This is a genomic window from Methylobacterium sp. Leaf100 (assembly GCF_001422845.1).
In the GTDB taxonomy this organism is placed as follows: Bacteria; Pseudomonadota; Alphaproteobacteria; order Rhizobiales; family Beijerinckiaceae; genus Methylobacterium.
On the sequence record NZ_LMMW01000061.1, the window covers coordinates 264,838 to 288,609 of the forward strand.

The 23,772-nt window shown below is 70.2% G+C and carries 24 protein-coding genes and 1 pseudogene; 14 read left to right on the forward strand and 11 right to left on the reverse strand.

Going from position 1 to position 23,772, the window contains the following annotated elements; genetic code table 11:
- The first annotated feature begins 8 nt into the window (after nt 1-8).
- Entirely contained in the window at nt 9-233 is a 225-nt protein-coding gene (locus ASF25_RS19800; protein WP_056306543.1) for a hypothetical protein, read from the forward strand.
- A gap of 3 nt (nt 234-236) precedes the next feature.
- On the opposite strand, the gene ASF25_RS19805 is transcribed toward ASF25_RS19800, so the two are convergent.
- The 7 genes from ASF25_RS19805 to ASF25_RS19835 all read right to left on the reverse strand — a co-directional run bounded on the left by ASF25_RS19805 (nt 237) and on the right by ASF25_RS19835 (nt 7,453).
- Nucleotides 237-1,085 carry an extracellular solute-binding protein gene (locus ASF25_RS19805; RefSeq protein WP_056306544.1) on the reverse strand — a complete coding sequence of 283 codons (849 nt, stop codon included), beginning with the start codon at nt 1,083-1,085 and terminating at the stop codon, nt 237-239.
- Entirely contained in the window at nt 1,058-1,768 is a 711-nt protein-coding gene (locus ASF25_RS19810) for an ATP-binding cassette domain-containing protein (protein ID WP_156369078.1), read from the reverse strand. Before ASF25_RS19810 ends, ASF25_RS19805 begins: the two co-directional genes overlap by 28 nt.
- Before the next feature lie 5 nt (nt 1,769-1,773).
- Nucleotides 1,774-2,469, reverse strand: a complete 696-nt coding sequence (locus ASF25_RS19815) for an ABC transporter permease (RefSeq protein ID WP_056306546.1) — start codon at nt 2,467-2,469, stop codon at nt 1,774-1,776.
- A 118-nt stretch (nt 2,470-2,587) separates the two neighbouring features.
- Nucleotides 2,588-3,841 (reverse strand): gephyrin-like molybdotransferase Glp, encoded by a 1,254-nt coding sequence (glp, locus tag ASF25_RS19820; protein ID WP_056306547.1) that lies wholly within the window; start codon nt 3,839-3,841, stop codon nt 2,588-2,590.
- Nucleotides 3,829-4,392 carry a molybdopterin-guanine dinucleotide biosynthesis protein B gene (gene mobB, locus ASF25_RS19825; protein WP_056306548.1) on the reverse strand — a complete coding sequence of 188 codons (564 nt, stop codon included), beginning with the start codon at nt 4,390-4,392 and terminating at the stop codon, nt 3,829-3,831. Before mobB ends, glp begins: the two co-directional genes overlap by 13 nt.
- Nucleotides 4,389-6,359 carry a molybdopterin biosynthesis protein gene (locus ASF25_RS19830; protein ID WP_056306549.1) on the reverse strand — a complete coding sequence of 657 codons (1,971 nt, stop codon included), beginning with the start codon at nt 6,357-6,359 and terminating at the stop codon, nt 4,389-4,391. The genes mobB and ASF25_RS19830 overlap by 4 nt, the downstream gene beginning before the upstream one ends.
- A gap of 2 nt (nt 6,360-6,361) precedes the next feature.
- Nucleotides 6,362-7,453, reverse strand: coding sequence for a molybdopterin-binding protein (locus ASF25_RS19835; protein WP_244473109.1), 1,092 nt, complete (start codon nt 7,451-7,453; stop codon nt 6,362-6,364).
- A gap of 255 nt (nt 7,454-7,708) precedes the next feature.
- On the opposite strand from ASF25_RS19835, the gene ASF25_RS19840 reads away from it, so the two are divergent.
- Entirely contained in the window at nt 7,709-8,968 is a 1,260-nt protein-coding gene (locus ASF25_RS19840; RefSeq protein WP_244473110.1) for a c-type cytochrome, read from the forward strand.
- A gap of 10 nt (nt 8,969-8,978) precedes the next feature.
- Here ASF25_RS19840 and ASF25_RS19845 read toward each other — a convergent pair whose 3' ends face one another.
- A complete protein-coding gene (locus tag ASF25_RS19845; RefSeq protein ID WP_082502975.1) occupies nt 8,979-9,467 on the reverse strand; it encodes a GNAT family N-acetyltransferase in 489 nt (162 codons plus the stop codon).
- Nucleotides 9,468-9,476: 9 nt separating this feature from the next.
- Nucleotides 9,477-11,468 carry a 4Fe-4S binding protein gene (locus ASF25_RS19850; RefSeq protein ID WP_056306581.1) on the reverse strand — a complete coding sequence of 664 codons (1,992 nt, stop codon included), beginning with the start codon at nt 11,466-11,468 and terminating at the stop codon, nt 9,477-9,479.
- A 214-nt stretch (nt 11,469-11,682) separates the two neighbouring features.
- Between ASF25_RS19850 and ASF25_RS19855 the strand changes: the two genes are divergently transcribed.
- The 12 genes from ASF25_RS19855 to ASF25_RS19910 all read left to right on the forward strand — a co-directional run bounded on the left by ASF25_RS19855 (nt 11,683) and on the right by ASF25_RS19910 (nt 21,976).
- Complete coding sequence (locus ASF25_RS19855) at nt 11,683-12,432, forward strand: biotin/lipoate--protein ligase family protein (RefSeq protein WP_056306550.1); 750 nt, start codon at nt 11,683-11,685, stop codon at nt 12,430-12,432.
- Nucleotides 12,429-12,992: a DUF6505 family protein gene (locus ASF25_RS19860; protein WP_056306551.1), complete on the forward strand. Its 564-nt coding sequence runs from the start codon at nt 12,429-12,431 to the stop codon at nt 12,990-12,992. Before ASF25_RS19855 ends, ASF25_RS19860 begins: the two co-directional genes overlap by 4 nt.
- A gap of 34 nt (nt 12,993-13,026) precedes the next feature.
- Nucleotides 13,027-14,037 (forward strand): DUF6352 family protein, encoded by a 1,011-nt coding sequence (locus tag ASF25_RS19865; RefSeq protein ID WP_056267433.1) that lies wholly within the window; start codon nt 13,027-13,029, stop codon nt 14,035-14,037.
- An 11-nt stretch (nt 14,038-14,048) separates the two neighbouring features.
- The gene (locus tag ASF25_RS19870) at nt 14,049-14,582 is read left to right on the forward strand and encodes a DUF3305 domain-containing protein (protein WP_056167181.1); all 534 of its coding nucleotides are present in this window, start codon (nt 14,049-14,051) and stop codon (nt 14,580-14,582) included.
- Nucleotides 14,579-15,253: a DUF3306 domain-containing protein gene (locus ASF25_RS19875; protein WP_056306552.1), complete on the forward strand. Its 675-nt coding sequence runs from the start codon at nt 14,579-14,581 to the stop codon at nt 15,251-15,253. Before ASF25_RS19870 ends, ASF25_RS19875 begins: the two co-directional genes overlap by 4 nt.
- A 256-nt stretch (nt 15,254-15,509) precedes the next feature.
- Nucleotides 15,510-16,094 carry a molecular chaperone TorD family protein gene (locus ASF25_RS19880; protein ID WP_156369080.1) on the forward strand — a complete coding sequence of 195 codons (585 nt, stop codon included), beginning with the start codon at nt 15,510-15,512 and terminating at the stop codon, nt 16,092-16,094.
- A gap of 68 nt (nt 16,095-16,162) precedes the next feature.
- Nucleotides 16,163-16,417 carry a formate dehydrogenase gene (locus tag ASF25_RS19885; protein ID WP_056167341.1) on the forward strand — a complete coding sequence of 85 codons (255 nt, stop codon included), beginning with the start codon at nt 16,163-16,165 and terminating at the stop codon, nt 16,415-16,417.
- Between the two features lie 7 nt (nt 16,418-16,424).
- Nucleotides 16,425-19,367, forward strand: a complete 2,943-nt coding sequence (locus ASF25_RS19890) for a formate dehydrogenase subunit alpha (protein WP_056167189.1) — start codon at nt 16,425-16,427, stop codon at nt 19,365-19,367.
- Nucleotides 19,368-19,383: 16 nt separating this feature from the next.
- Nucleotides 19,384-19,980 carry a formate dehydrogenase FDH3 subunit beta gene (gene fdh3B / locus ASF25_RS19895; protein WP_056167191.1) on the forward strand — a complete coding sequence of 199 codons (597 nt, stop codon included), beginning with the start codon at nt 19,384-19,386 and terminating at the stop codon, nt 19,978-19,980.
- A 64-nt stretch (nt 19,981-20,044) separates the two neighbouring features.
- A complete protein-coding gene (locus ASF25_RS19900; protein ID WP_056167194.1) occupies nt 20,045-21,085 on the forward strand; it encodes a formate dehydrogenase subunit gamma in 1,041 nt (346 codons plus the stop codon).
- A gap of 22 nt (nt 21,086-21,107) precedes the next feature.
- A complete protein-coding gene (locus tag ASF25_RS19905; RefSeq protein ID WP_056167198.1) occupies nt 21,108-21,347 on the forward strand; it encodes a hypothetical protein in 240 nt (79 codons plus the stop codon).
- Between the two features lie 77 nt (nt 21,348-21,424).
- Nucleotides 21,425-21,976, forward strand: coding sequence for a hypothetical protein (locus tag ASF25_RS19910; protein WP_056167200.1), 552 nt, complete (start codon nt 21,425-21,427; stop codon nt 21,974-21,976).
- Here the strand turns inward: ASF25_RS19910 and ASF25_RS19915 are convergent.
- Both ASF25_RS19915 and nhaA read right to left on the reverse strand, forming a co-directional pair.
- Nucleotides 21,961-22,488, reverse strand: a pseudogene (locus ASF25_RS19915) (DUF2721 domain-containing protein). The gene ASF25_RS19910 and the pseudogene ASF25_RS19915 sit on opposite strands and share 16 nt — an antisense overlap.
- Nucleotides 22,489-22,504: 16 nt before the next feature.
- On the reverse strand, nt 22,505-23,695 hold the full coding sequence (gene nhaA, locus ASF25_RS19920; RefSeq protein ID WP_056167207.1) for a Na+/H+ antiporter NhaA: 1,191 nt from the start codon (nt 23,693-23,695) through the stop codon (nt 22,505-22,507).
- Between the last annotated feature and the right edge of the window lie 77 nt (nt 23,696-23,772).

The window sequence follows — 23,772 nt, forward strand, 5'->3', positions numbered from 1 at the left end:
ATCGATCGATGAACCGGGTTCTGGCCGCCCTGATCCTGCTCGCCGCCGTGGGCGAGGCCGTCGCACAAGCGATGAACCCGGCCCCGCCGATCCCGGAGACCGGGCCGGCGGGCTCCAACTCCAGCGCCAACACCCTGGCGGCGATGGATTTCAATTGGGTCTGGGTAAGCCTCGTGGCGATCGTGCTGGGGGCCGCCCTCTGGTACGTCGTGCGTCGGCGTCAGTCGCGCTGAGGTTCACGGCGCGCGAACGGTCCCGGCGCTCGGGAAGAACAGCTGCTCGCCGCCGATTCGGTACGCGGCGATGGAGGCCTGGCCCTCGGGCGAGACGAGCCAGTCGATGAAGGCCTGTCCCTCCTTCACCTTCACGGTGGGGTGCTTGTCCGGGTTGACCAGCATCACGCCGTAGGGGTTGAACAGGCGCTTGTCGCCTTCGACCAGGATCGCGAGATCACCGCGGTTCTTGAATGCGAGCCACGTGCCGCGATCGGCCAGGATGTAGGCATTGAGGGCGGAGGCCGTGTTCAGGGCCGGCCCCATACCCTGGCCGACATCGCGGTACCACTCGCCCTTCACGGCGGGCAGATCGATTCCGGCTTCCTTCCAGCTCCGCAGCTCGGCGCTGTGGGTTCCCGAACGATCACCGCGCGAGACGAACGACGCCTTGGCGGCGGCGATGTTCCGGAGGGCGGCGGTGATGTCGGTGCCCTTCGTGCCGGCCGGGTCGCCCTTCGGCCCCACCAGCACGAAGTCGTTGTACATCACGTCGAAGCGCGCCTTGGCGAAGCCCTGCGCCACGAAGGCGTCCTCCGCCGGCCGGTCGTGGACGAGAACCACGTCGGCGTCACCCCGGCGCGCCGCGTCGAGGGCCTGACCGGTGCCGAGGGCCACCACCTTCACGGCGATGCCGGTCTTCACCGCGAAGGCGGGGAGGATGTGCTTGAACAGGCCGGACTGCTCCGTCGAGGTGGTCGAGGCCACGACGATGGAGGCCGGCTCGGCGCTCGCGGGGGAAGCCCCCAGGGGGGACGCCCCCAGGAGTGCGAGGAGACCGAGGGTCAGGACGCCGCGGCGAGGGAAGTCCAAGGCAGTTCTCCATCGAAATAGGCGCGCGCCTCGGGCGTGCGCGGGGACAGGAGGGTGGTCCGGGTCGGGCCGTGCTCGACGGCGCGGCCTTGCGCGAGGACGATCACGTCGGCGGCGAGCCGCGCGACCTGTGCGAGATTGTGGGAGACGAGCACCACCTTGGTGCCTTCCGCCGCCATCTCGGCGATGAGGGCTTCCACGCGCTCGGTGGCACTAGGATCGAGGTTCGCCGTCGGTTCGTCGAGCAGCAGGAGGTCGGGTCGGGCCGCCCAGGCGCGGGCGAGGGCGAGGCGCTGCTGCTCGCCGCCGGAGAAGCGGGTGGCCGGGTCGCCGGCCCGGTGTGCGAGGCCGACGCGGGCGAGCGCCGCGCGGGTGCGCTCCCGGCGCTCGGCCCGAGACAGGCTCAGGGGCACGAGGCCGAGGGCGACGTTGGCGGCGGCGCTCGCCCGGATGAGGGCGGGCTTCTGGAACACGAAGGCCCGGCGCGCCGCACCCGGCACCCGCAGGCTGCCACCCGTCGGAACCAACAGCCCGTCGATCACCCGCAGGGTCGCGCTCTTGCCCGCCCCGTTGGGGCCGACGAGGGCGGTGATGCCGGAGGGCGGGATCGCGAGGCTCAGGCCGTCGAGGATCGTGGTGCGATTGAGAACCAGACGGATGTCCGTGAGGGTGATGCCTGCCATCGCGCTCACCCGTAGGCGCGGGCGGCGTGGCCGCGCAGGAGGGCCGCCACCGCGTTCACCGTGATCACGAGTCCGATGAGGACGAGGCCCAGCGCCAGGGCGAGGCTGAGATCGCCCTTCTGGGTCTCCAGGGAGATCGCCGTCGTCATGGTGCGGGTGTGCCCGTCGATGTTGCCGCCCACCACCAGCACGGCGCCGATCTCCGAGATCGCCCTTCCGAACGCCGCGAGTGCCGTGGTCACGAGGGAGAAACGGGTGTCGTGGATGAGTACGCCCGCCCGGCGCGGAGCGGAGAGACCGAGTGAGCGCAACTGCTCGCCGAGATGGTCCTCGGCGTCGGCGATCACTTGGCGGGTCAGGGCCGCGACGAGGGGGGTCGCCAGGACCGCCTGCGCCGCCACCATGGCGCCAGGGGTGAACAGCAGGCCGAGCGACCCGAACGGTCCCGACCGTGACAGGACGAGGTAGAGCACGAGCCCGACGATCACCGGCGGCAGCCCCATGAACGCGTTGAGCAGCCCGACGAGCGCGGACCGGCCCCGAAACCGTGTCACGGCGAGGAACGCGCCCATGGGAATGCCCAGAACGAGGCCGATGGCCACGGCCGACAGGCTAACGCGCAAGGACAGCCACGCGATGGCGACGACGTCGCGATCGAGGGTGGCCAGCCGTGCGAACGTCTCGTGGAGGGTCTCGGTCATGCGCGCCGGAAGCAGGGGTTCGGCTGCGATGCAACGCCCGGGCGGACGAGCGCAATAGGAAGCTCGCTTCCGATGTAGGGCAGCGTCTTATCCCCGACCGCAAATGATCGGGGACGCGTTACCAGAGTGCGGCGTGGGGATAGAACGCGACGGTGTCGCCGGGCGCGACGCCGATGACGTCGTCCGGAAGTTCGGCGAGGCCATCGCTTTGGGTCAACGACGTGAGAAGGCCTGCGCCCTCACGGGGGAACTTGTGTGCCTCCATCACCCCGTCGAGGCCGGGTGCCAGGGTCACCCGAACGAATTCGCGGCGTCCCGACTTCTTGCGATAGGCGAAGGCGGCGCGGACCTTCTGCGGAACCGGGGGTACGACACTCGCCCCACCGAGGCGCGCGAGCAGGGGACGCACCACGAACAGCAGCGTCACGTAGACCGCAACGGGGTTGCCCGGCAGGCCGACGAAGGGCGTGCCGTCGACGAGGCCCATGGCGACGGGGCGGCCGGGCTTGATGGCGAGCCGCCAGAACAGGAGCCGGCCCACCGCCTCCACGGCGGTCCGGACATGGTCCTCCTCCCCCGTCGAGACCCCGCCCGAGGTGAGGATGAGATCGTGGTCGCGGGCGGCGTCCGCGAGACGCCTCGCCAGGGGCTCGGGCGCATCGCGCAGGATGCCGAGATCGTCCACCCTGACGCCGAGGCGCCCGAGGAGGGCCGCCAGCATCACCCGGTTGGAATCGTGGATGGCACCGAGCCCGAGGGGCGTGCCCGGCTCGGCGAGCTCGTCGCCCGTCGAGAACAGGGCGACCCGCAGACGCGTACGGACGGGCAGGCGCGCATGGCCGGTGGCGGCGGCGAGGGCCAGGTCCTGCGGCACGAGCCGTCGCCCCGCCGCGATGATCCGCTCGCCCCGCGCGATATCCTCGCCGGCGGCGCGCGCGTTGGCGCCGGGCTTCAACCCTTGCGGCAGCAGGACGGCATCGCCCTCGCGGCGCACGTCCTCCTGCATGAACACCGTGTCGGCGCCGGGCGGCAGGGCGGCACCCGTGAAGATGCGGACGGCGCCACCGGATGCCGCGATGGCATCCGGCGCGGCGCCGGCGGGGAGCCGACCCAGGACGGGGAGCCGGGTTTCCCCGTTCCCATCCAAGTCGGCATGGCGCACGGCGTAACCGTCGACGGCGGAATTGCCGAAGGGCGGCACGTCGTGACCGGCCACCACGTCCTCGGCCGCCACGCGCCCGTCGGCGTCGACCAGGGACACCCATTCGGTGCCGGCGAGAACGGGCAGGCGCGCCGCGATGAGGCTCGCCGCGTCCTCGATCCGCATCAGCGCCCCGCCGAAGGCGAAGCAATCGTCGCTCAGCTGCGCCATGCGTCCTCCGGGTGCTCGAGGCGATCGAGGCGATCGAGGGTCGCTTCCAAGGATTCGGCCCGGGCGAGGACGAGATCGGCGATGCCGGCGATATCGTCGAGATCGACCACCGGAACGCCCGCCTCCGGAAAGGCCGTATCGCTCGCGACCCCGACGATGCGCGGATCGCCGGGATGGAGCGGCGGCCGGCCGTTGGCCGCGCGGTGGACTTCCAGCTTCGCGTGCGCTGCGCGCTTGAACCCCTCGACGAGGGTAAGGTCGCACGGCGAGAGTTTGCGCAGGAGATCGGCGAGCGTCGCCTCCGGGCCGTCCGCGACTTCGTGGATCTGGACCCAGCGCCGGGCGGACGAGACGATGACCTCGCCGGCGCCCGCTTCGCGGTGGCGATGGGAATCCTTGCCGGGCCGGTCGACGTCGAAGTCGTGATGGGCGTGCTTGATGGTCGCCACCCGTAGCCCGCGTCCCACGAGAGCGGGGATCAGCCGCGTCAGCAGAGTGGTCTTGCCCGCCCCGCTCCAGCCGGCGAGGCCGATGATCCGGGGGGCGATCATGGGGTGTCTCCGACGCGAAAACTGAGGTCGCGCAAAGCCGCGCGGGTCCGATCGTCCGCGAGCACGTCGAGGAACGCCGCCAGCGCCGGCGTCTCGCGCCTGTCCGCCGCGTAGGCGAAATCGTAGCGCTCCTCCGTGAGCGGCAGGAAGCCGAGGCCGTAGGCGCGGGCCACGGTGGAAATGGCGACGCCCCAATCGGCACGCCCCTGCGCGACGGCCGCCGCCACGGCGTTGTGCGAGCGCGGCTGGTTCCAGAACCCGGCGGGCCGGCTGCCCTTCAGGAGACCGTCGACGAGGGCGCGGGTGCCCGAGCCGACGTTCCGGTTGACCATCACGGTCACGGGGGCAGCGAGGGCCGCGGTGACCGCCGCCTCGGCCGCCCGGTCCTCGAACAGCGGATCGCCGCGCCGGAACACCACGCCCTGGAGCCGCCCCCAACCGGGGGCGAGGCGGAAGCCTTCGGCGAGGAAGGGGCCGTTGTAGAGTCCGGTCTCGGGGTCGAGGAGGTGCAGGGCGGCGAGATCGCATTCGCCGCGCTGGAGGGCGGCGAGCCCCCCGGCCGAGCCGACCCAGAGGGTGCGGGCGCGCAGACCCCGCTCGGCCAGCAGGCCGATCACCCGGTCGAGCCCGACGCAATGGCTGCCGATCAGGGTGAGGTCGGGCGGGCGCACCCCCGCCCCGAGGCGGGTGACGGACACGGTCTCGCCCGCCTCGACGCCCGAGCGGGCGGCGGGCACCGAGAAGAAGCCGTCGGCCTGCGAGAAGGCGGTGACGGAGCCCGAGCCCTTCGAGACCGGCAGGGCGACGAGCCCCTCGGGCGTCTCGGCCAGCGACGCCATCACGAACTCGGTCCGCCCGAGTTCGGAGGCCACGCGCTGGGGCAGCACGGCCGCGACGGCCTCGTCCTCGCGCGGAGGCAGCCCCGCCATGGCGCGGATGAGCGGCACGACGAAATCGTGGAACGTGAACATCGCGGAGGTCGGAAAACCCGGCAGCACGACGACGGGCTTGCTCTCCGCCACGGCGAGGCAGAGCGGCTTGCCGGGCTTGAGGGCGACGCCGTGAACGAGGATGCCGGGGCTCCCGAGATCCCGCAGGATACGATGCGAGACGTCGCCAGCGCCCTTCGAGGTGCCCCCCGAGAGCACGACGATGTCGTTCTCGGCGAGGGCCGCCTGCAGGGCCTCGCGAAGGGCTGCCGCATCGTCGCGAACGATGCCGAGGGACACGGCCTCGCCGCCGTTCTCGATGACGGACGCGGCAACGATCGGCCCGTTGGAATCGTAGATCGCCCCCGGGGGAAGGGGCAGTCCGGCCGCCCTGAGTTCATCGCCGGTGGACAGCACCGCGACCCTGGGCCGGCGCACCACGGGAATGCGGGCGAGGCCGCAGGCGGCCAGCATGCCGATCTCGCGGGCGGTGATGCGCAGGCCCCGGCGCAGGACCGTCTCGCCGGCGGCCATGTCACCCCCGGCGTAGCCGATGAACTGGCCCGGCCGCGCCGCCTGAACGAGGTCGATGGCCAGCACCGCGTCGAGGAACTCGGTCTGCTCGACCATCACCACCGCGTCGGCGCCGCGCGGGATGACGCCGCCGGTGGCGATGGGGGTGGCGCTGCCCTCGGCCACGGCGAGGCTCGGCGCGACACCGCAGGCCAGGATCTCACGGTTGAGGACGAGGCGCCGGGGGCTCGCCGCACCGGCGCCCTGGGTGTCCGTGGCCCGCACGGCGAAGCCATCCACCAGGGCCCGGTCGAAGGGCGGCACGTCGATGGGGGAGGCGACATCCGTGGCGAGCACACGGCCGAGGGCCTCGGCCAACGGGACGTCCTCGGGCGGCAGGACCCGATGGGGAACCGCCGCCCGAAAGCGCGTCGCGGCCTCCTCCCGGCTGACGACGGACAGGAACTGCTCCTGCCGGGCGGCGGCGGCCAGGCGTTCGCGAAACGGGATCTCGTACTCCGGCATCGTCACAGGGTCAGGACCTCGACCGTCGTGCCCTCCGGATAGCCTTCCAGTTCCGGCGGCACCAGGATCGCTCCGTTGGCCTCGGCGAGGCGCGACAGGGCGAGATCGGCCCCGCCGAGCGGCTCGACGACGCCGGCGTGGCGGCGCACGAACACCACGTCGCTCACCCCGATGGTGGCGCTGACCTTGCGCGTCAGGATTCCGCTCACGGGCTCTGGCCCATCGCCACCCGACAGGGCGGCGAGGAGTGGACGCCCGAGGGCGAGGTACACGGAGAGCGCGGCTTCCGGGCGGCCCGGGAGCAGCAGGACGGAACGGCCGTCGGCGCGCCCGATGGCGGCGGTCTCGCCCGACCGGATCGCGATGCCGTGAGCCAGGACCTCGCCGGCCAGCGCCAGGGCGGCGACGCTGTGGTCCGTCCGCCCCGGACCGGTTCCGCCGAGTACCAGAACGGCGTCAACCGCAGCCGCACGGATCGCCGACGCGATCGCCGCGGGATCATCCGGTACGGTGACGGGCGTACCGGGATCGCCGCCATCGGCCGCAATCAGGGCCGCCAGGGTTTCGGCCAAGGGCGCCGAACCACCGGTGGCGATGAGGGCGACGCGCGGGCTGCGCACCGGGACTTGAGCGAGGCCCGCCGCGGCCAAGGCGAGAAGGTGCAGCGGTCCGACACGCGTACCGGCGGCGAGGACGCGCGTACCGGCCGCGAGATCCTCGCCCGGCCGGCGGACTCCGTCGCCGGCGGGGGCATCCGCGACGAACGTCCGGCCCTCCAGAGCCTCGGGCGGCAGCACGGTATCGGCGCAGTCGGGGAGAATCTCACCCGCCTCGACCCAGACCGGCGGCGCACTCGGGAGAATCGGTGCGTATGCCGAGGCCCCGGTGACGCCTTCGGCCTCCACCGCCCAGCCGTCACGCAAGGCCGTCGGCCGTTCGGGCGAGTTTCGGTTCGCGACCACGTCGTGGGCCGCCGCGAAACCCAAGGTCAAGGTCGCCGGAAGCACCCGCTCCGCGACGGGAACCACGCCCGAGACGAGGCGTGCCACCGCGTCGGCCAGCGGCATCAGGGCCGCCGAGGCGTGCCGCGTCACGCCGTTTCCACGAGGACGCGCAGTCGGCAAATCCCAGCTTCCATCCACGCAGGGCCATCCATACGACTCCGCATGCGGCATCGGCCTGCGTTGATCAAGCGTGTGCGGTGCAGGTCTGCGCGGCACAGGGCCCCAGGGTGCGTCCGGGGACAGGGCCGTCGCGCCTCGGTTATGGTCCGGCCGAACCGGCGGGGAGCCGGCCCGTTGGAACCGAGAGCCATGCGGCCCCTGCGCGTCATGCGATCCGTCCTTGGAATGTTCGGCCTGTTGGCCGTGTCGCTGGCGACTCCTCCGGCCCTGGCACAGATGCGCGGCCATGGTGGTCCGGTGCGGGCGCTGGCGGTGGTCCCGGGTGGAGACATCGCGATTTCGGGCGGTTTCGACCAGGCGGTGATCGTGTGGGGAATCGCGACCGGCACCGCGCTGAGTGTCCTGCGCTTCCACGAAGGGGCGGTGAACGCCGTCGCAACCCTACCGGACGGCGGCTTCGCCACGGCTTCGGAGGATGGCCGCATCGCCCTGTGGCGCAATGGGCGGTCGGAGCCCGAGCGCGTCCTCTCCGAGCACACCGGACCGGTGGCCGGGCTGGCGGTGTCGCCGGACGGGCTCCAGATCGCCTCCGCGTCCTGGGACGGGACGGCGCGGGTCCGACCCCTGGCCGGCGGCCCCGGGCGGGTGCTCGAAGGGCACACGGGCCCCATCAACGCCGTCGCCTTTCTGTCCGACGGACGGATCGCCACCGCCGGCTACGATGCCACCTTGCGGATCTGGCCGAGTGCGGACGGGCCGCCGCGCGTCACCCCCCTTCCGACGCCCCTGAACGCCCTCGCGGTGACCCGTGACGGCGAAATCGCCGTGGCGGGCGGGGATGCCATCGTGCGCTTGCTGCGCCCCGACGGCGGTGAGCGGGCGGCCGCCGATGTCGGACCGAACCCGGTGATCGCCCTGGCTTTCTCGCCGGACGAGACCCGCTTGGCCGCAGCCACGGCGGGCGGCACCGTCGCTCTCATCGATCGCGCCAGCGGCCGCATCCTGCGCCGTCTCGTCGGTCCGGGCCTGCCGGTGTGGTCCGTGGCGTGGCGGGGCGACGAACTCGTCACGGGCGGCAGCGACCGGCTGGTCCGACGCTGGAACGCCACCACGGGCGAGCCCATCGGCGCCCTGAGTTTGCCGCGCCCGGCCGACACCCTGGCGGCTTTTCACGGCGATCGCGGCGCAGAAGTCTTCCGCGCCTGCGTCGCCTGCCACGCCCTGACGCCGGAGGCCGGCCCGCGGGCCGGCCCGAATCTCGCCGGCATCATCGGTCGCCGCATCGCGAGCGAGCCCGGGTATCGCTATTCCGATGCCCTGAAATCCATGGACCTCGTCTGGGACACCACCACCATCGCCCGCCTGTTCGAGGTCGGCCCGGCCCGCTACACGCCGGGCACCCGCATGCCCGAGCAGACCATCACCGACGCGGACGACCGCGCGGCCCTGGTGCGGTTCCTCGAAAAGGCGACCGCCCTGCCGTGACACGGGCCGGTCAGGGCCGCCGGACCATGTAGCGGGCGTCGGCCCCGTAGCTCGCGAGCTTCTCCGCCGAAGGGGGGCAGGGCGCCTCACGGAACCCTTGAGCCCGCCAGAAGGGGACGGACCTGTTCACCGCCACCAGGGCGATGGCCGCACCGTCGGAGCGCGCCACGAGATCGGCCACGGCCGCGCGGGCATGGCCCTGGCCCGCCGCCCGCGGGTGCAGCCCAAGATCATGAACGTGGATCGCATCGTGGCCCGCGATGCTTTCCAAGGCTTGATTCAGGGGCGGGATGCGGCCAAGCGGCCAGGGATAGGCGATGAGATAGCCGCGGATCGCACCGGCCTCCGGCGCCAGCACCCGGCAAAAGGTCGGGCTTGCCCGGAGGCGCTCCGCGAAGCGCTCGGGTGCCTCGTGATGGTCCGGAAACAGGGCCTCAGCGAGGGCGACGACCGCGCCGAGATCGTGCGGCACCATGGGCCGCCAGGACAAGCCGTCCATCGGACCCGCTCAGACGGCCTCGCCCCGCTCCGTCCGCTCACGGAAGTAATCCTCGGTCGTACGGGTGCGCGTCCGCTCCGGCCCGGCATGGGGATCGAAGCCCTGGTTGAGGGCCGCTTCGACGCGGCAATCCTCGCACATCATCAGGGCATTGATCCGCTCTGCGCCGCCGGAGCCCGAGAACATCCAGTGACGCTCGCGCAGCTTCTCGACGACCCGCTCGATGGTGCTGCGGGTGCCGAACGGCTTGGCGCAACTGATGCAGCAGAACGGCTCCTCTTCCTTCACCACGCGGCGCGGCGCGGTCCAGGCCTCGAAGTCGAGGCCGGGCCGGAGATCGATCACCGATTCCGGGCAGGTCGCCGCGCACAGGCCGCACTGGACGCACAGGCTCTCCTCGAAGGCCAGCAACGGCCGTTCGGCGCTGTCCGAAAGGGCATGCGTCGGGCAGGCGCCCACACAGGCGAGGCAGAGGGTGCAATCTTCCGTGCGGAAGTCGAGTCCGCCGAAGGGGGCACCGGCCGCCAGGGCCACGTAGGCAGTCGGGCGAGGCGCCGCCTCGTACATCTCGCGGAAGGCGAAGCGCAGCACCTCGCGCTTGCCGCCGACGGGCATGAACCGGCTCGGACGGGACGACGCGGCGCCGATGCGGGCTTCCGACAGAGCCGCCCCGAGGGCGTCCGGATCGTCGGTCTCGATCACCGCGATGGCCGGTCCCGCCCCGCCATATCCGAGGGCCTGCGCCAAGGTGTCGGCGAGCGCCACCGTGCGGTGGAGGCTGTCGAGGTCGTGGTGGGGTCGGGCACGGGCGAGGACATGCACGCCCGTGGCCCCATAGGCGAACAGCGCCGCCATCGCCTCGGGGCCGAGTTGGGTGATCTCGTTGAGGCGCACGGGCAGGACGCGGGCGGGCAGGCCGTCACCGTGGCGGGCCAGGGCATCGATGAGCGGCTCGCCGTGATCGCCGTCGTGGAACAGGATCGTCGCGTCCTGGCCGCCGGCCTCGGAGTAGGCCAGCATCAGGCCGCGCAGGCGTCGCATCAGGGCATCCGCGGGCGGCACGGCGTAGGCGGCGGCCCCCGTCGGGCAGACGGCCGCGCAGTTGCCGCAGCCGGCGCAGACGGTGGGATCGATGGCCACGGTGTCGCCCGCCGACGCGATGGCGCCCGTGGGGCAGACTTCGAGGCAGCGCGTGCAGCCGGTGATGCGCGAGCGCGAATGCGCGCAAAGATCGGCCCGGAAATTCACGAACCGGGTCTTGTCGAAGGTGCCGACGAGATCGGCCGCCGCCGTGATGGCGCGTTCCACCGCCGCCGGGTCGCGCGGGTCGGCGCGCATATACCCGATGCGGAGGTCGTGAGCTGGAAACAGCGGCGTGCCGCCGCTCAAGTCGAGGACCACGTCGCAGGTCGAGGTGGCACCGTTGCGCGGCAGGCCGAAGACGAGGTGCGTCCGCGAGGACGGGGCGGGGAGGGCGTAATCGTCGATCCGGAGTTCGAAGGCCCCGAGGCGGCCGGTGGCGCCCGCGATGGTGCCCTGGAGAACCGGGAAGTCGTTGCGCTGCGGCGGCTCGACGGCGTCCGGCCGGGTCAGCAGGACGGTGACGTCGAGATCCCCTGCAAGCCGCCGTCCCGCCTCGATGGCGACGGCGTCGCGGCCGTAGATGAGCGCCACGCCCTGGCTCTCGATGGAGACGGTGCTGGCGTCGGGGACGGGCTCGGCCGCGGCGGCCAGAAGAGCCGCCATCTTGGGACCGGCCCGACCGGCCTCGGTGGACCAGCCGGCGGTCTCGCGGATCTTGGCGTAGGTGACGCGGTCCTCGGCACCCAGTTCCTCGGCGACCTCGTCGAACAGGGGCGACTGAAGGGTGCAGGACACGGTGACGGGGACGCCCGTGCCGAGGGTTTCGCGGAAGCGGTCGAGTTCCCGGCCACAGAGCTGGTCGGCGGTCTTCAGCGTCCCGCCGCAGCCGCGCGCGATGGCGGTAGCGTCGAGGGGCATGGTGCCCTCGCAGGAACAGGCGAACACGAGACGATCGGACACGGGGCAACCTGAGGCGTTGGGGACCGGCGCGGCCCCTTCGCGGGGCCTCGCGCATCCGTTATATAATCGAACGGTTCGAAACTACGAACGCACCAATTGATCGCACCGGGCGGAGCCCCCGTCCGGCCCGTGAAGTCCCACCCGCGAAAGTACCCGGATTGACCGCGCGCCCATGACAGTCCCGTCCGCGACCGATCCGGCGCGCCTCGTGCTGCCGCCGGCCTTCACCGGCCTGCGCGCACCGGCGACGGATGACGCCTTCGCGCGCGCCTGTGCGCTCGCCGCGGACGAAGGCGGCGATGCGGCCGGGACCCTGGTTCTGGTCGAGCGGGAGGATGTCCTCGATCTCGCGGTCGTCCTCGCCCCCGGGGAGCCGCTCGCGTCGGCCCGCCGCGCCCTCCTTCTCGGCATGGTGGCTCTCGTCGATGCCGTGGGGACTCACGGGCCGCCGGAGATGCCCATCACCCTGCTCTGGCCGGACGAACTGAGGTTCGACGGGGCGCGTCTCGGCGGCGGACGCCTCGGCTGGCCACGGGACTGCGCCGAGGATGCGGTTCCGGACTGGCTGGTCTTTTCCGCCATGCTGCTCGTCTCGAAGCCTCACGGCGACGATCCTGGTCTGACTCCGGACTCCACGGCTCTGGACGAGGAAGGCTTCGGGCCCGGCATCCGCCTCGCCCTGGTGGAGAGCTTCGCGCGAAACCTCATGAAGGCGTTCGCCACCTGGGCGGAAGACGGGTTCGACGGCATCGCGGCGCGCTACCTCGCCCATGTGCCGGCGGCCGTCGGGGCGCGGGCGGAGATCGACCGCAACGGCGATGCCGTCCTCGAGCATGACGGCGCGGTCGAGCGCCTGCCGCTCGCCCCCTGCCTGACGACGCCGGTCTGGCGCGATCCCGCCACCCGGGCGGTACGGCTGTGAGCCCCCTCAAGCTGCCCCGAACGCTGCGTCTCGACCCGTCCGACAGCTTCGTGTTCGCGGATGCCGCCGAGCCCGGCGAATGGGCCGTGACCGGCTCGTTCCTGTTCTGGGACCGGGATCTGTCGAACCTGACGGGCAAGGACCGGGTCGCCTTTCGCTCGGGGTTCCTCGGGGTGCGCTCGTTCGGGTTCTCGACCCTGGTGGTGGTGAGCGAGGCGAGCGAGGCCGAGCGGGACGAGGCCGTCGCGGACCTGGCGCACCATCTGCGGGAACGCCTCGGCGCACCGGACCAGGCGGCCGCCCTCGCGGCGGCGCGGGAAGAGATCGATTTCGCCGCCTCCCTCTGCGACCTTCCCATCGGCACCGTCGTGGCGATGCATCGCACGGAGACGGACGGCGCGATCGCGGAAGCGTTTCGCACGTTGCACCAGAAGCCCGGCGGCGAGGACCGCCTCCATGCCGGCGCCCGCGCCTTCCGTTTCGTCGAGACCGACGAAGACGAGCCGGAGGAGCGCGCCGACCTCGTCGGTCTCGCGCGACGCGACCGGACGGAGCCATGATGCCGCACGCAGCCAATAGGGGCCGTTGCCAGGGATGACCGAGTTCTGGGTATCGAGCGGCCACCATCTCACCCGCCGCACGGAAGGCGGCGGCCTCGGGGCCACCGACGAGTTGATCCTCGCCTATCTGGCGCGGCCGGAATTGATCCCGCCGGAAGAAGCGTGCGCCGCCGAGCGGAGGCTCCACGCCGATCTCCTGGCCGAGCCCCGACGCACCGTAACCACGGAGGCCTTGGCGGCCATCGTGGATGCCGACGCACGGGAGAACTGGGCGGTGCTCCTGGCGTTCCGCGACCGGCTTCTCGCTGCGCGCTCCATCGAGGCGGCTTATTTGAGTCTCGTGCGCGAGGGCCTGCAGGGCACGCCGTCCCTGTTCCTCAACCAACTCGTGCACCTCATCCTGCGCAATGCGCTGGATTCGTGCGACGATCCCTACGTCCTGCGGGCGGCCGAACTGTTCTTCCGCACCCAGCGGGTGAGCCGGCACGAGGGCGCCGTGCTCCTCGCCGATGCCGAGGTGATCGAGGCGCGCGAGGGCTCCGCCCCGCTCTCCCCCCTCGTGGCGATGCTCGGCAAGGAAGCCGCCAACGAGCTCGATGTGCTGAACGACGAGAATGCCTGGACCTACTGGAGCCGCTCGGACGCATTCTCCATGGCGCTCAATCTCGGATCGAGCCCCCGGAGCCGGGAGGGTCTGGCCCGCGTCATCGAGGTGTTCGTGCGTCACCTCCTCAACACCGAGGTCACGGTGACCCCCCTCGACCGGCTCGAGGACACGGACTGGCGCTGGTTCGTCGGCCTCGACGCGGAGGGCACGCGCATCGGCAACGCGCTCTGGCGGGGCGAGACCGTCGATTCCACGACGCAGGAGCGGGTGATCGCACTCTTCCGGCTCGTTTTCGCCGACACGGGCCAGGTCGACCCGAAGGTCGGCGACAGACCGGTCTACCTGATCCTCGCGGGCACAACGACGAACCAGGTCCAGATGAAGCCGCAGAACATCGTCGCCGGCCTGCCCCTGCGTGCTGCCTCCCCGGCGGCTTGAGGAACCTCCCCATGTCCGACTCCCCCCCCGACAATCACTTCGAAGTCGGTGTCGTCGTGGAGAAGCGTCGCCTGAAAGGGCCGTGGGCGACCCACGCCTGGCTCCCCGTCGCGATCCTGCCGGCGGCCCCCGCCGCGCCGCCGGGGACGCGCCTCTCGGGCACCGAGGACGAGGGCACCTATTATGCGGGTGCCTACGACGTTCATCTGCACCCGGCCGAGACCGCGCATTACCGCGACAATCTCGTGTCCGGACGCCCCTCCCTCTGGGTCGCCCTGCGCAAGCTCGGCGAGGGGGATTACGAGGTCGCCACCGTCACGGCCGACCCCTACGAGGGCGAATCCATGGCCGAGGGCATCGGCGAGGTGGTCGAGGCGGTGCCGATGCCGCCCGATCTGCAAGCCAAGCTCCTCGCCTTCTTCGAAGCGCACCACATCGAGCGCGTGTTCGAGAAGCGCAAACGAGACCGGGCCGACCCCGAGGCCCTGGCCCGGCAGGCCGGCGGTTCCGGCACCGGAGCCGGCCGCAAGGGGAGACGGTCATGAGCGACGGCTTCCTGTCGCGCTGGGCCCGGCGCAAGCGCGACGTTCGCCTCAGCGAGCGGGCGGAGATCCCGCCGGTTGCGGAGGACTTCGTCGACCATCCCCCCACCCCGGCGGACGAGACCGTCGCGTCGGATGCGGCCGCCGAGGCGGAACGCGACCTCCTAGCCGATTTGCCCTCCCTCGCGGACCTCACGGCGGAGACGGACCTGACGCCGTTCCTGCGTGCCGGCGTGCCCTCGGCCATGCGCAACGCCGCGCTTCGAAAGATGTGGTCCGTCGATCCCGCCATCCGCGACTTCGTCAGCGAAGCGCGGGAATATGCCTACGATTGGAATACGCCCGGCGGCGTGCCGGGCCTCGGCCCGCTCCTGCCCGTCGACGACGTGAAGGCCATGCTCGGCCGGCTGTTCAACCGCGATCCATCCGAACCGCTCGCCGCCGACACGAGCCGGGTGGAACCGGCACCGCAGGCCGATGCCGAAAGCGAGACTTTCGAGAGCGCTGCTTCCGAAGGGCAGCCGGTCGCCGAGGCGTCGGACGCGTCGAAGCTCCTGGCAAAACCGATAGACAGTACCGCTCCTGCGAATTCCCCGGATCCAGCACGCACAACGTCGATCGATACAGTTTCAGTATCGCGCCTGCGACGCCATGGCGGTGCTAGGCCAAGCTGAGCTGTGGAATCGGGATTGCGCCAGTCTCGAACGCTTTTTATCGTAGCTCCAAAGTACGATCCCGGCTTACAGTGCTGAGCGAAACACCCGGATACCGTCGGCTCGCGCCATGGCGCAGCGGACGTTCCGTGAAGGTCACGCAGATCGGGATCGTCCCGGGTTCAAGGTCGCAGGGTTCAGGTTCGAGAGTGGGATGCGTTCCGTCGCAGGGGCCAACGAGCACGCGGACGAAGGACATCAGAACGGTCACGCTCCGATGAGCGCGACCGTCGACGACGTCGATCATGGGCGCGCCCAGCACTACGATCTTCTCGCCGTTCTCCTCGGGCATGCGCCGGACCGGGCCGTGCTCGAAACCCTCGGGCGACTTCGGGGCGGGGACAGTCTGCTCGGCCAGCCCGTCGAGGTTCTGGCGCGCGCCAGCCGCGAGGTGGCCCCGGAAACGGTAGCACGCGAATATCACGACCTTTTCGTCGGGGTCGGTCGCGGCGAGCTCCTGCCCTACGCGTCCTACTACCTCACCGGCTTCCTCAACGAACGGCCCCTCGCTCGGGTGCGTGAGGATCTGCGGAGTCTCGGGATCGAGCGGGATACGGCGATGACCGAGCCCGAGGATCACCTCGCGATCCTCCTCGATTGCATGGCCGGGCTCGTGGCCGGTCGGTTCGACGCGGCACCCAACGCCGCGCGAGACTTTTTCACGAGGCATCTGGAGCCCTGGGCCGGGCGTTTCTTCGCCGATCTGGAGCGGGCGAAGGCCGCGCGCTTCTATCGGACCGTCGGTGGATTGGGTCGTGCCTTCATCGAGGTGGAGGCGCAGGCCTTCGCGATGGACGCGTGACCCCCCGCCATCCGAATTCAATGGATCGCGCCGACGGCGCATCCCCCGCCGTTTGAGGAGTGTCGACCATGCGACAGGATCCGAAAGACCAGAAGGACCGGCTCGGTCGTCGCCAGTTCTTCCGCGCGCTCGGCGGCGGAACGGTCGCGGCCGCCGTCGGTGTCTCGGCGACGCCCATGACGGCGACGGACGCCCAGGCCTACGACCCCGGCCAGGACGAGACCAAGGGGCGCTACCGGCTCACCGACCACGTGAAGGCGTTCTACCGGACCAACGGGTACGAGACGCTGAAGAACAGCACCAACGACGCCGGCAAGAAGTGAGGCAGCCATGCTGACGAAGCGTAAGAGCGGCGCGGCGAGCCGCACCAAGCATCAGGCCGTGGCCGCCGGCCTCGCCTCCGGCATGCTCGACCGCCGCGGGTTCCTGCAGAAATCCGGTCTCGCCGCTGGCGCGCTCGCGGCGGCAGGCTCGCTCCAGCTCGGCTCCGTGCGGCAGGCCCGCGCCGCCGGCTCCTCGGCGGTCGGCCCCGAGACCGTCATCAAGAAGAACGTCTGCACCCACTGTTCGGTGGGCTGCACGGTGACGGCCGAAGTGGTCAACGGCGTCTGGGTCGGTCAGGAGCCGTCCTACGCGAGCCCGATCAACCGCGGCACGCACTGCGCCAAGGGCGCGGCCATTCGCGAACTCGTCTCCTCCGATCGCCGCCTGAAATACCCCATGAAGCTCGTTGCCGGCCAGTGGCAGCGCATCTCGTGGGACCAGGCCATCGACGAGATCGGCGACAAGCTCGCGGCGATCCGTGAGAAGAACGGCGCCGACTCGGTCTACTGGCTCGGCTCGGCCAAGTTCACCAACGAGGCCGCCTACCTCATGCGCAAGTTCGGCGCATTCTGGGGGACCAACTCCGTCGACCACCAGGCGCGCATCTGCCACTCGACCACGGTGGCGGGGGTGGCCAACACCTGGGGCTACGGCGCCCAGACCAACTCGTACAACGACATCCGCAACGCCAAGACGATGATCATCCTAGGCGGCAATCCGGCCGAGGCGCACCCGGTCTCCATGCAGCACGTGCTGTCTGGCAAGGAGATCAACCGCGCGAACATGATCGTCATCGATCCGCGCTTCACCCGCACGGCCGCCCACGCCACCGAGTACGTCCGCATCCGTTCGGGCACGGATATCCCGGTCGTCTGGGGCATCCTCTGGCACGTCTTCCAGAATGGCTGGGAGGACAAGGAGTTCATCGCCCAGCGCGTCTACGCCATGGACGACGTCCGTAAGGAAGTCGCCAAATGGACGCCCGAGGAGGTCGAGCGCGTCTCCGGCGTGCCCGGCGAGCAGTTGCGCCGGGTGGCGGAGAAATTCGCCAAGGAGAAGCCCGCCACCCTGATCTGGTGCATGGGCGCGACCCAGCACACGGTGGGCACCGCCAACGTGCGCGCGCTCTGCATCCTGTGTCTCGCCACCGGCAACGTCGGCAAGCCGGGCACCGGCGCCAACATCTTCCGCGGTCACACCAACGTGCAGGGCGCCACCGATCTGGGCCTCGATGTCACGTCGCTGCCGCTCTATTACGGCCTCGTCGAGGGCGGATGGCGCCATTGGGCCCGCGTCTGGGACGTACCCTACGAGTGGCTGCAGTCGCGCTTCGACGAGGTGCCGGCCACGGCGGGTCGCAAGGCCCGCACGCGCAAGGAGAACATGGAAGCGCCGGGCATCACCTCGACCCGGTGGTTCGATGCGGTGAACCTGCCGCCGGAGCAGATCGACCAGCGCAGCCCGCTGAAGGCCTTCATGGTGTTCGGCCACGGCGGCAACACCGTCACCCGCCTGCCCGAGGCGGTCGAGGGCATGAACAAGCTCGAGTTGCTGGTGGTGGCCGATCCGCACCCCACGACTTTCGCAGCCCTCGATGCCCGCCAGGACAACACCTACCTGCTACCGATCTGCACCTCCCTCGAGATGGAGGGTTCGCGCACGGCCTCGAACCGCTCGATCCAGTGGGGTGAGCAGATCGTCGAACCGGCCTTCGAGTCGAAGAACGACTACGAGGTGCTGTACCGGCTCGCGACCAAGCTCGGCTTCGCCGAAACCCTGTTCAAGAACATCAAGGTCGAGAACAACATTCCCTCGGCGGAGGATCTCCTGCGCGAGATCAACCGCGGCGGCTGGTCCACGGGCTATTGCGGCCAGAGCCCCGAGCGCCTGAAGGCGCATATGCGCAACCAGGCGAAGTTCGACCTCATCACCCTGCGCGCGCCGAAGGACGATCCGGAGGTCGGCGGCGACTATTACGGCCTGCCCTGGCCGTGCTGGGGCAAGCCGGAACTCCGGCATCCGGGTTCGGCGATCCTCTACAACACATCGCTTCACGTGAAGGACGGCGGCAGCACCTTCCGGGCGCGCTTCGGCACCGAGCGCAACGGCGAGACCCTGCTGGCGGAAGATTCTTTCACCAAGGGCTCCGACCTCACGGACGGCTATCCCGAGTTCACCTTCGGGGTGTTCAAGAAGCTCGGATGGGACAAGGACCTCACGGATGAGGAGCGCGCCACCATCCTGAAGATCGGCGGCGAGAAGCCCGACACCGTGAGCTGGGCCACCGACCTGTCGGGCGGCATCCAGCGCGTCTGCCTCGACCACGGCGTGATCCCGTTCGGCAACGGCAAGGCTCGCGCCAATGCGTGGAACCTGCCGGACCCCGTGCCGGTTCACCGCGAGCCGATCTACACGCCGCGCCCCGACCTTGTGGCGAAGTATCCGACCCGGCCGGACGAGCGTCAGTTCCGCATGCCGAACATCGGTTTCTCCGTGCAGAAATCGGCGGTGGAGCGCAACGTCGCGCGCGACTTCCCGATCATCCTCACCTCCGGCCGCCTCGTCGAGTACGAGGGCGGCGGCGAGGAGACCCGCTCGAACCCGTGGCTCGCCGAACTCCAGCAGGACATGTTCGTCGAGATCAACACCGGTGATGCGTCCGAGCGCGGCATCAAGGACGGTCAGTTCGTTTGGGTGACGGGCGCCGAGAACAGCGCGAAGGCCAAGATGAAGGCGCTCGTCACCGACCGCGTCGGCAAGGGCGTCGCCTTCATGCCCTTCCACTTCTCGGGTTGGTACGAGGGCAAGGACATGCGCGACTACTACCCGAAGGGCACCGACCCGGTGGTGCTGGGCGAGAGTTCGAACTCAGTCACCACCTACGGCTTCGACCCTGTGACGGGCATGCAGGAGACGAAGTGTACCCTGTGCCAGATCAAGGCCGCGTGAGAGGAGCGCATCCATTATGGCCCGTATGAAGTTCCTCTGTGACGCCGACCGTTGCATCGAGTGCAACGCCTGCGTCACCGCGTGCAAGAACGAGCACGAGGTGCCCTGGGGCATCAACCGCCGCCGCGTCGTCACCCTCAACGACGGCAAGCCGGGCGAGCGCTCGGTCTCCATGGCGTGCATGCACTGCACCGACGCGCCCTGCGCCGCCGTGTGCCCGGTGAACTGCTTCTACACCACGGCCGACGCCGTGGTGCTGCACTCCAAGGACATCTGCATCGGCTGCGGCTACTGCTTCTACGCCTGCCCGTTCGGCGCGCCCCAGTATCCGCGCGTCGGCAACTTCGGCTCGCGCGGCAAGATGGACAAGTGCACCTACTGCTCGGGCGGTCCAGAAGCCGATTTCTCGGTGGCCGAGTACGAGAAGTACGGCTCGAACCGCCTCGCCGAGGGCAAGCTTCCGCTGTGCGCCGAGATGTGCTCGACGAAAGCGTTGCTCGCCGGCGACGGCGAGATGATCGCCGAGATCTACAAGCAGCGCGTGGTCAAGCGCGGCTACGGCTCCGGCGCCTGGGGCTGGAAGACCGCCTACCGCGAGACCGTGGCGATCTGATCGCCCCTCCGGGGCCGCCGCCCGCGGCGGCCTCAACGACGAGAAGCATTCGAAAGGAACGCCGATGCGGCGGGCAGTCACGCTCTTCAGCACCCTCGTCCTCGCGACGACGCTCCTGGCCGCCCCGGGCGCCTTCGACGCCGCACGGGCGCAGAACCCGATCACCCAGGACGGGCAGAACCCCATGGGCGCCAAGCCCACGGCGGATTCGGTCAACGAGGAATTCCTGTTCAAGCAGGCCGACAAGATCACCGGCCGCGTCAGCATCCCCGACCGGAAATCCGCCAACCTGATTCAGCCGCAGGGCCGAGAGTACCGGGCGTTTCGCGAGTCCTGGCTACCCTGGATCGGCGCGCTCGGCATCCTCGGCATGATCGCGGCGCTCGGTGGGTTCTTCCTGTGGCGCGGACGCATCCTCACGGACGACACCCAGGAATCGGGCAAGAAGATCCTGCGGTTCAACGCGTTCGAACGGTTCGCCCACTGGATGACGGCCACGTGCTTCATCATCCTGTCGTTGTCCGGCCTGAACTACATCTTCGGCAAGCGCCTGCTCATGCCGGTCATCGGCCCGGAGGCCTTCGGCACCCTGGCGCAATGGGCCAAGTACAGCCACGTCTACCTCGCGTGGCCGTTCATGCTCGGCGTGGTGATCATGATCGCCGTCTGGGTGAAGGACAACATCCCGAATCGGATCGATTGGGCCTGGATCAAGGCCGGCGGCGGCTTCATCGGAAAAACCCACCCCCATGCCGAGCGCTTCAACGCCGGCCAGAAGGGTGTGTTCTGGATGGTCGCGGGATTCGGTGCGGCCATGGGTGTCACCGGCCTGATGATGCTGTTCCCGTTCGCGCTCCTCGACATCAACGGCATGCAGGTCATGCAGGTGATCCACGCCCTCATCGGTGTCGCCTTCATCGTCGGCATCCTCGCGCACATCTACATCGGTACGCTCGGCATGAAAGGCGCCTACGACGCCATGGGCAGCGGCAAGGTCGATCTCGCCTGGGCCCGCGCGCACCACGACCTCTGGGTGGAGAAGGAACAGGCCAAGACGGCCAGCGGCCCGCAGCTCACGGGACGCCACCCCGCGCCGGCCGAATGATACGGACGAGGAAGAACACGTCATGAAAGCCTTCGCCGCCGCCGTCATCGCCGCCATCGCCCTCGGCGTGCTGGCCATGTACGCGCTCACCAGCAACCAGACTTTCGCCTATCAGGCCTTCGCGACCTCGGGTGCGCGCGTATCGGAGCCGGGTATCAATCTCGTCGGACCGAAATGGAACGGCATGCCGGTGGTGGGCGAGGCCAACGACGCCGCTCACGGCAAGGCCGAAGGCGAAGCCTCCCACCCGAAGCGGTCCTGACGCGCGCGCCATCGGATCGGCGGACCAGTCGCATCGGACAGACACCCGCGCGGTCCCAGGAGTTTGAGGAAACGAGCATGCTGAAATCCCTGTCGCGCATCGCACTCCTCACGACGGCGACCCTGCTCGCGTTACCGGCCTCGGCGCAGGACGCCGCCCCTCCGGCGGCGTCAGGCGGACCGGCCGATCTCTGCAAGGAGTTGCTGGCGTTCGTGACGGCGCCGGAAGCCAAGAAGCAGGAGGGCGCCACGCCACCGAGCCAGACGACGGCGGTGTCGAACCCGTCCGGCAAGAGCGAGGGCAAGCCCTCCGGCGGTGGCGGTGAGCCTCAACAGAAATCCGGCTTGAGCGGCGCCACGGGATCCAGCGACACGGTGGCGCCCGGCGATCGCAAGAGTGCCCTCGCCCAGGCGAACGCATCGGCAAAGGCGGCGGCTGCACCGGCGGCCTCGCCCCCGCCGCCGAAACCCGACGCCGCCACCGTGGCGGGTATCGAGACCGCAGCCGCCAGCAACGACCAGGCCGGCTGCCGCGCGGCGGCCCGCACCATGCGCAAGGCCGGCGTTCCGATGCCGCCGCCGCTCCTGGCGCTCGCAGCCCTCGATCTCAAGTTTCAGACCGGCCGGTAGGCTTTGCGCCGACGCCGGTTCTCATGGACCGGAGCCTTCGAGATCCGTCGCGTGGCGGGTCTGCCGATCGACCTCGTCCCGAACACCACGGCCCGCCATGAGGATTTCCGACAGGAAGGCCGCAATGGCGGCGACAGTGCAGATCAGCGCCACGCCGAAGCATCCGAACAGGATCGAGGCGGTGGCCGCATCGCGCAACGCTCCGACATACAGGGTCAGAACGGCGAGGCCGGTCATGATGCCGCCGATCGAGGCGAGCACCACCGCGACATCGAGCACGAACGAGCGTCGGCGCAGGTAGGACAATTGCCGCGCGAGCCGCCCTGCTTCGTTTGGGCCGGCCCGCGCAGGTGGGACGACGCGGCGTCGACCTTGTCGGCCACGCGCCCGAGGCGCGTCGAGAACACGTTCAGCAGGGTCGCCAGCGCCGTCAGCAGAAAGGCCGGCGCGAGGGCGATCTGAATGACGTGGGTGATGTCGTCGGGGGCCGTGGGAGACGTCTGGGCGAGCATGGGTTTCCGTCGAGCGTCAGCTTCGGGCCGTCGATCCGGGCCGTGGTGCGAAGAGGAGAACGAGGGCCCCGGCGACCATGCAGCTGACGGAGCCGAGGAGAACGCCGATCTTGGTTTCGGTCTCCAGGGCGGGTGTGTCCGCGAAGGCGAGGAGACCGATGAAGAGGCTCATGGTGAAGCCGACGCCGCACAGGAGTGACAAGCCGTAGAGCTGCCACCACCCGGCATGGGCCGGACGCGGGGCGAGGCCGAGTTTGACGGCGACGACGATCATGCCGAACACCCCGATCTGCTTGCCGAGGAACAGCCCGAGGGCCACGCCGAGCGTCACCGGTTCCAACAGCATCGCGGCGGACATTCCCCCCAGCGCCACGCCCGCATTGGCAAAGCCGAAGATCGGCAGCACCACGAAGGACGACCAGGGTTGGAGGGCGTGCTCCAGCTTGTGCAGCGGGGATGCCGGGTCGTCGGGCTTGGCCGGGCTGGTGCGCAAGGGGATCGTCAGGGCCAGCACCACGCCCGCGATGGTGGCGTGAATGCCGGACCCGAGAACGAGAACCCACAGGACCGCGCCGAGGAGCAGGTACGGGGTGAGCCGGCTCACCCCGACTCGGTTCAGGGCGACCAGGACCGCGACGGTGATCACGGCCCCGACCAGCATCGGCAGCGACAGGCTGGCGGTATAGAACGCGGCGATGATGAGAACCGCCCCGAGGTCGTCCAGAATGGCGAGCGCCGTGAGGAACACCTTCAGGGAGACCGGCACGCGCGGCCCGAGGAGCGCCAGGACTCCCAGGGCGAACGCGATATCGGTCGCCGTCGGGATCGCCCAGCCGCGCAGGGTCTCCGGTGAGGCGCGATTCACGAACACGTAGATCAACGCCGGCGCGAGCATGCCGCCGAGGGCCGCCACACCCGGCAGGATCCGGTCGGGCCACGTACGCAGGCGGCCGTCGAGAACTTCACGTTTGATCTCGAGGCCGACCAGCAGGAAGAACACCGCCATGAGGCCGTCGTTGACCCAATGCAGCACGCTCAAGGGCCCGAGATGGGCTGCCAGCAGTCCGAAGTAGGCTGACGCCAGGGGCGAGTTGGCGATGAGGAGCGCCAAGGCCGCGCTCGCCATGAGGACGAGGCCACCGCCGGCATCGCTCCGCAGGGCGGCACGAAGGGCGGATACGGGCCGTGGAACGGAGGAGACCTTCATGCGGCGAGCCCTGCCAGCGATCGGGCACATGGGCAACCCGCCCCGGCGATATGGCTGCGGAAACATTCGGTTCGCCC

Bases quoted from the DNA above. Each gene is read 5' to 3' on its own strand.
- ASF25_RS19800 (WP_056306543.1), top strand. From the start codon at position 9: ATGAACCGGGTTCTGGCCGCCCTGATCCTGCTCGCCGCCGTGGGCGAG.
- ASF25_RS19810 (WP_156369078.1), bottom strand. From the start codon at position 1,768: ATGGCAGGCATCACCCTCACGGACATCCGTCTGGTTCTCAATCGCACC.
- ASF25_RS19815 (WP_056306546.1), bottom strand. From the start codon at position 2,469: ATGACCGAGACCCTCCACGAGACGTTCGCACGGCTGGCCACCCTCGAT.
- glp (WP_056306547.1), bottom strand. From the start codon at position 3,841: ATGGCGCAGCTGAGCGACGATTGCTTCGCCTTCGGCGGGGCGCTGATG.
- mobB (WP_056306548.1), bottom strand. From the start codon at position 4,392: ATGATCGCCCCCCGGATCATCGGCCTCGCCGGCTGGAGCGGGGCGGGC.
- ASF25_RS19830 (WP_056306549.1), bottom strand. From the start codon at position 6,359: ATGCCGGAGTACGAGATCCCGTTTCGCGAACGCCTGGCCGCCGCCGCC.
- ASF25_RS19840 (WP_244473110.1), top strand. From the start codon at position 7,709: ATGTTCGGCCTGTTGGCCGTGTCGCTGGCGACTCCTCCGGCCCTGGCA.
- ASF25_RS19845 (WP_082502975.1), bottom strand. From the start codon at position 9,467: ATGGACGGCTTGTCCTGGCGGCCCATGGTGCCGCACGATCTCGGCGCG.
- ASF25_RS19850 (WP_056306581.1), bottom strand. From the start codon at position 11,468: ATGCCCCTCGACGCTACCGCCATCGCGCGCGGCTGCGGCGGGACGCTG.
- ASF25_RS19855 (WP_056306550.1), top strand. From the start codon at position 11,683: ATGACAGTCCCGTCCGCGACCGATCCGGCGCGCCTCGTGCTGCCGCCG.
- ASF25_RS19865 (WP_056267433.1), top strand. From the start codon at position 13,027: ATGACCGAGTTCTGGGTATCGAGCGGCCACCATCTCACCCGCCGCACG.
- ASF25_RS19870 (WP_056167181.1), top strand. From the start codon at position 14,049: ATGTCCGACTCCCCCCCCGACAATCACTTCGAAGTCGGTGTCGTCGTG.
- ASF25_RS19875 (WP_056306552.1), top strand. From the start codon at position 14,579: ATGAGCGACGGCTTCCTGTCGCGCTGGGCCCGGCGCAAGCGCGACGTT.
- ASF25_RS19880 (WP_156369080.1), top strand. From the start codon at position 15,510: ATGAGCGCGACCGTCGACGACGTCGATCATGGGCGCGCCCAGCACTAC.
- ASF25_RS19885 (WP_056167341.1), top strand. From the start codon at position 16,163: ATGCGACAGGATCCGAAAGACCAGAAGGACCGGCTCGGTCGTCGCCAG.
- ASF25_RS19890 (WP_056167189.1), top strand. From the start codon at position 16,425: ATGCTGACGAAGCGTAAGAGCGGCGCGGCGAGCCGCACCAAGCATCAG.
- fdh3B (WP_056167191.1), top strand. From the start codon at position 19,384: ATGGCCCGTATGAAGTTCCTCTGTGACGCCGACCGTTGCATCGAGTGC.
- ASF25_RS19900 (WP_056167194.1), top strand. From the start codon at position 20,045: ATGCGGCGGGCAGTCACGCTCTTCAGCACCCTCGTCCTCGCGACGACG.
- ASF25_RS19905 (WP_056167198.1), top strand. From the start codon at position 21,108: ATGAAAGCCTTCGCCGCCGCCGTCATCGCCGCCATCGCCCTCGGCGTG.
- ASF25_RS19910 (WP_056167200.1), top strand. From the start codon at position 21,425: ATGCTGAAATCCCTGTCGCGCATCGCACTCCTCACGACGGCGACCCTG.
- nhaA (WP_056167207.1), bottom strand. From the start codon at position 23,695: ATGAAGGTCTCCTCCGTTCCACGGCCCGTATCCGCCCTTCGTGCCGCC.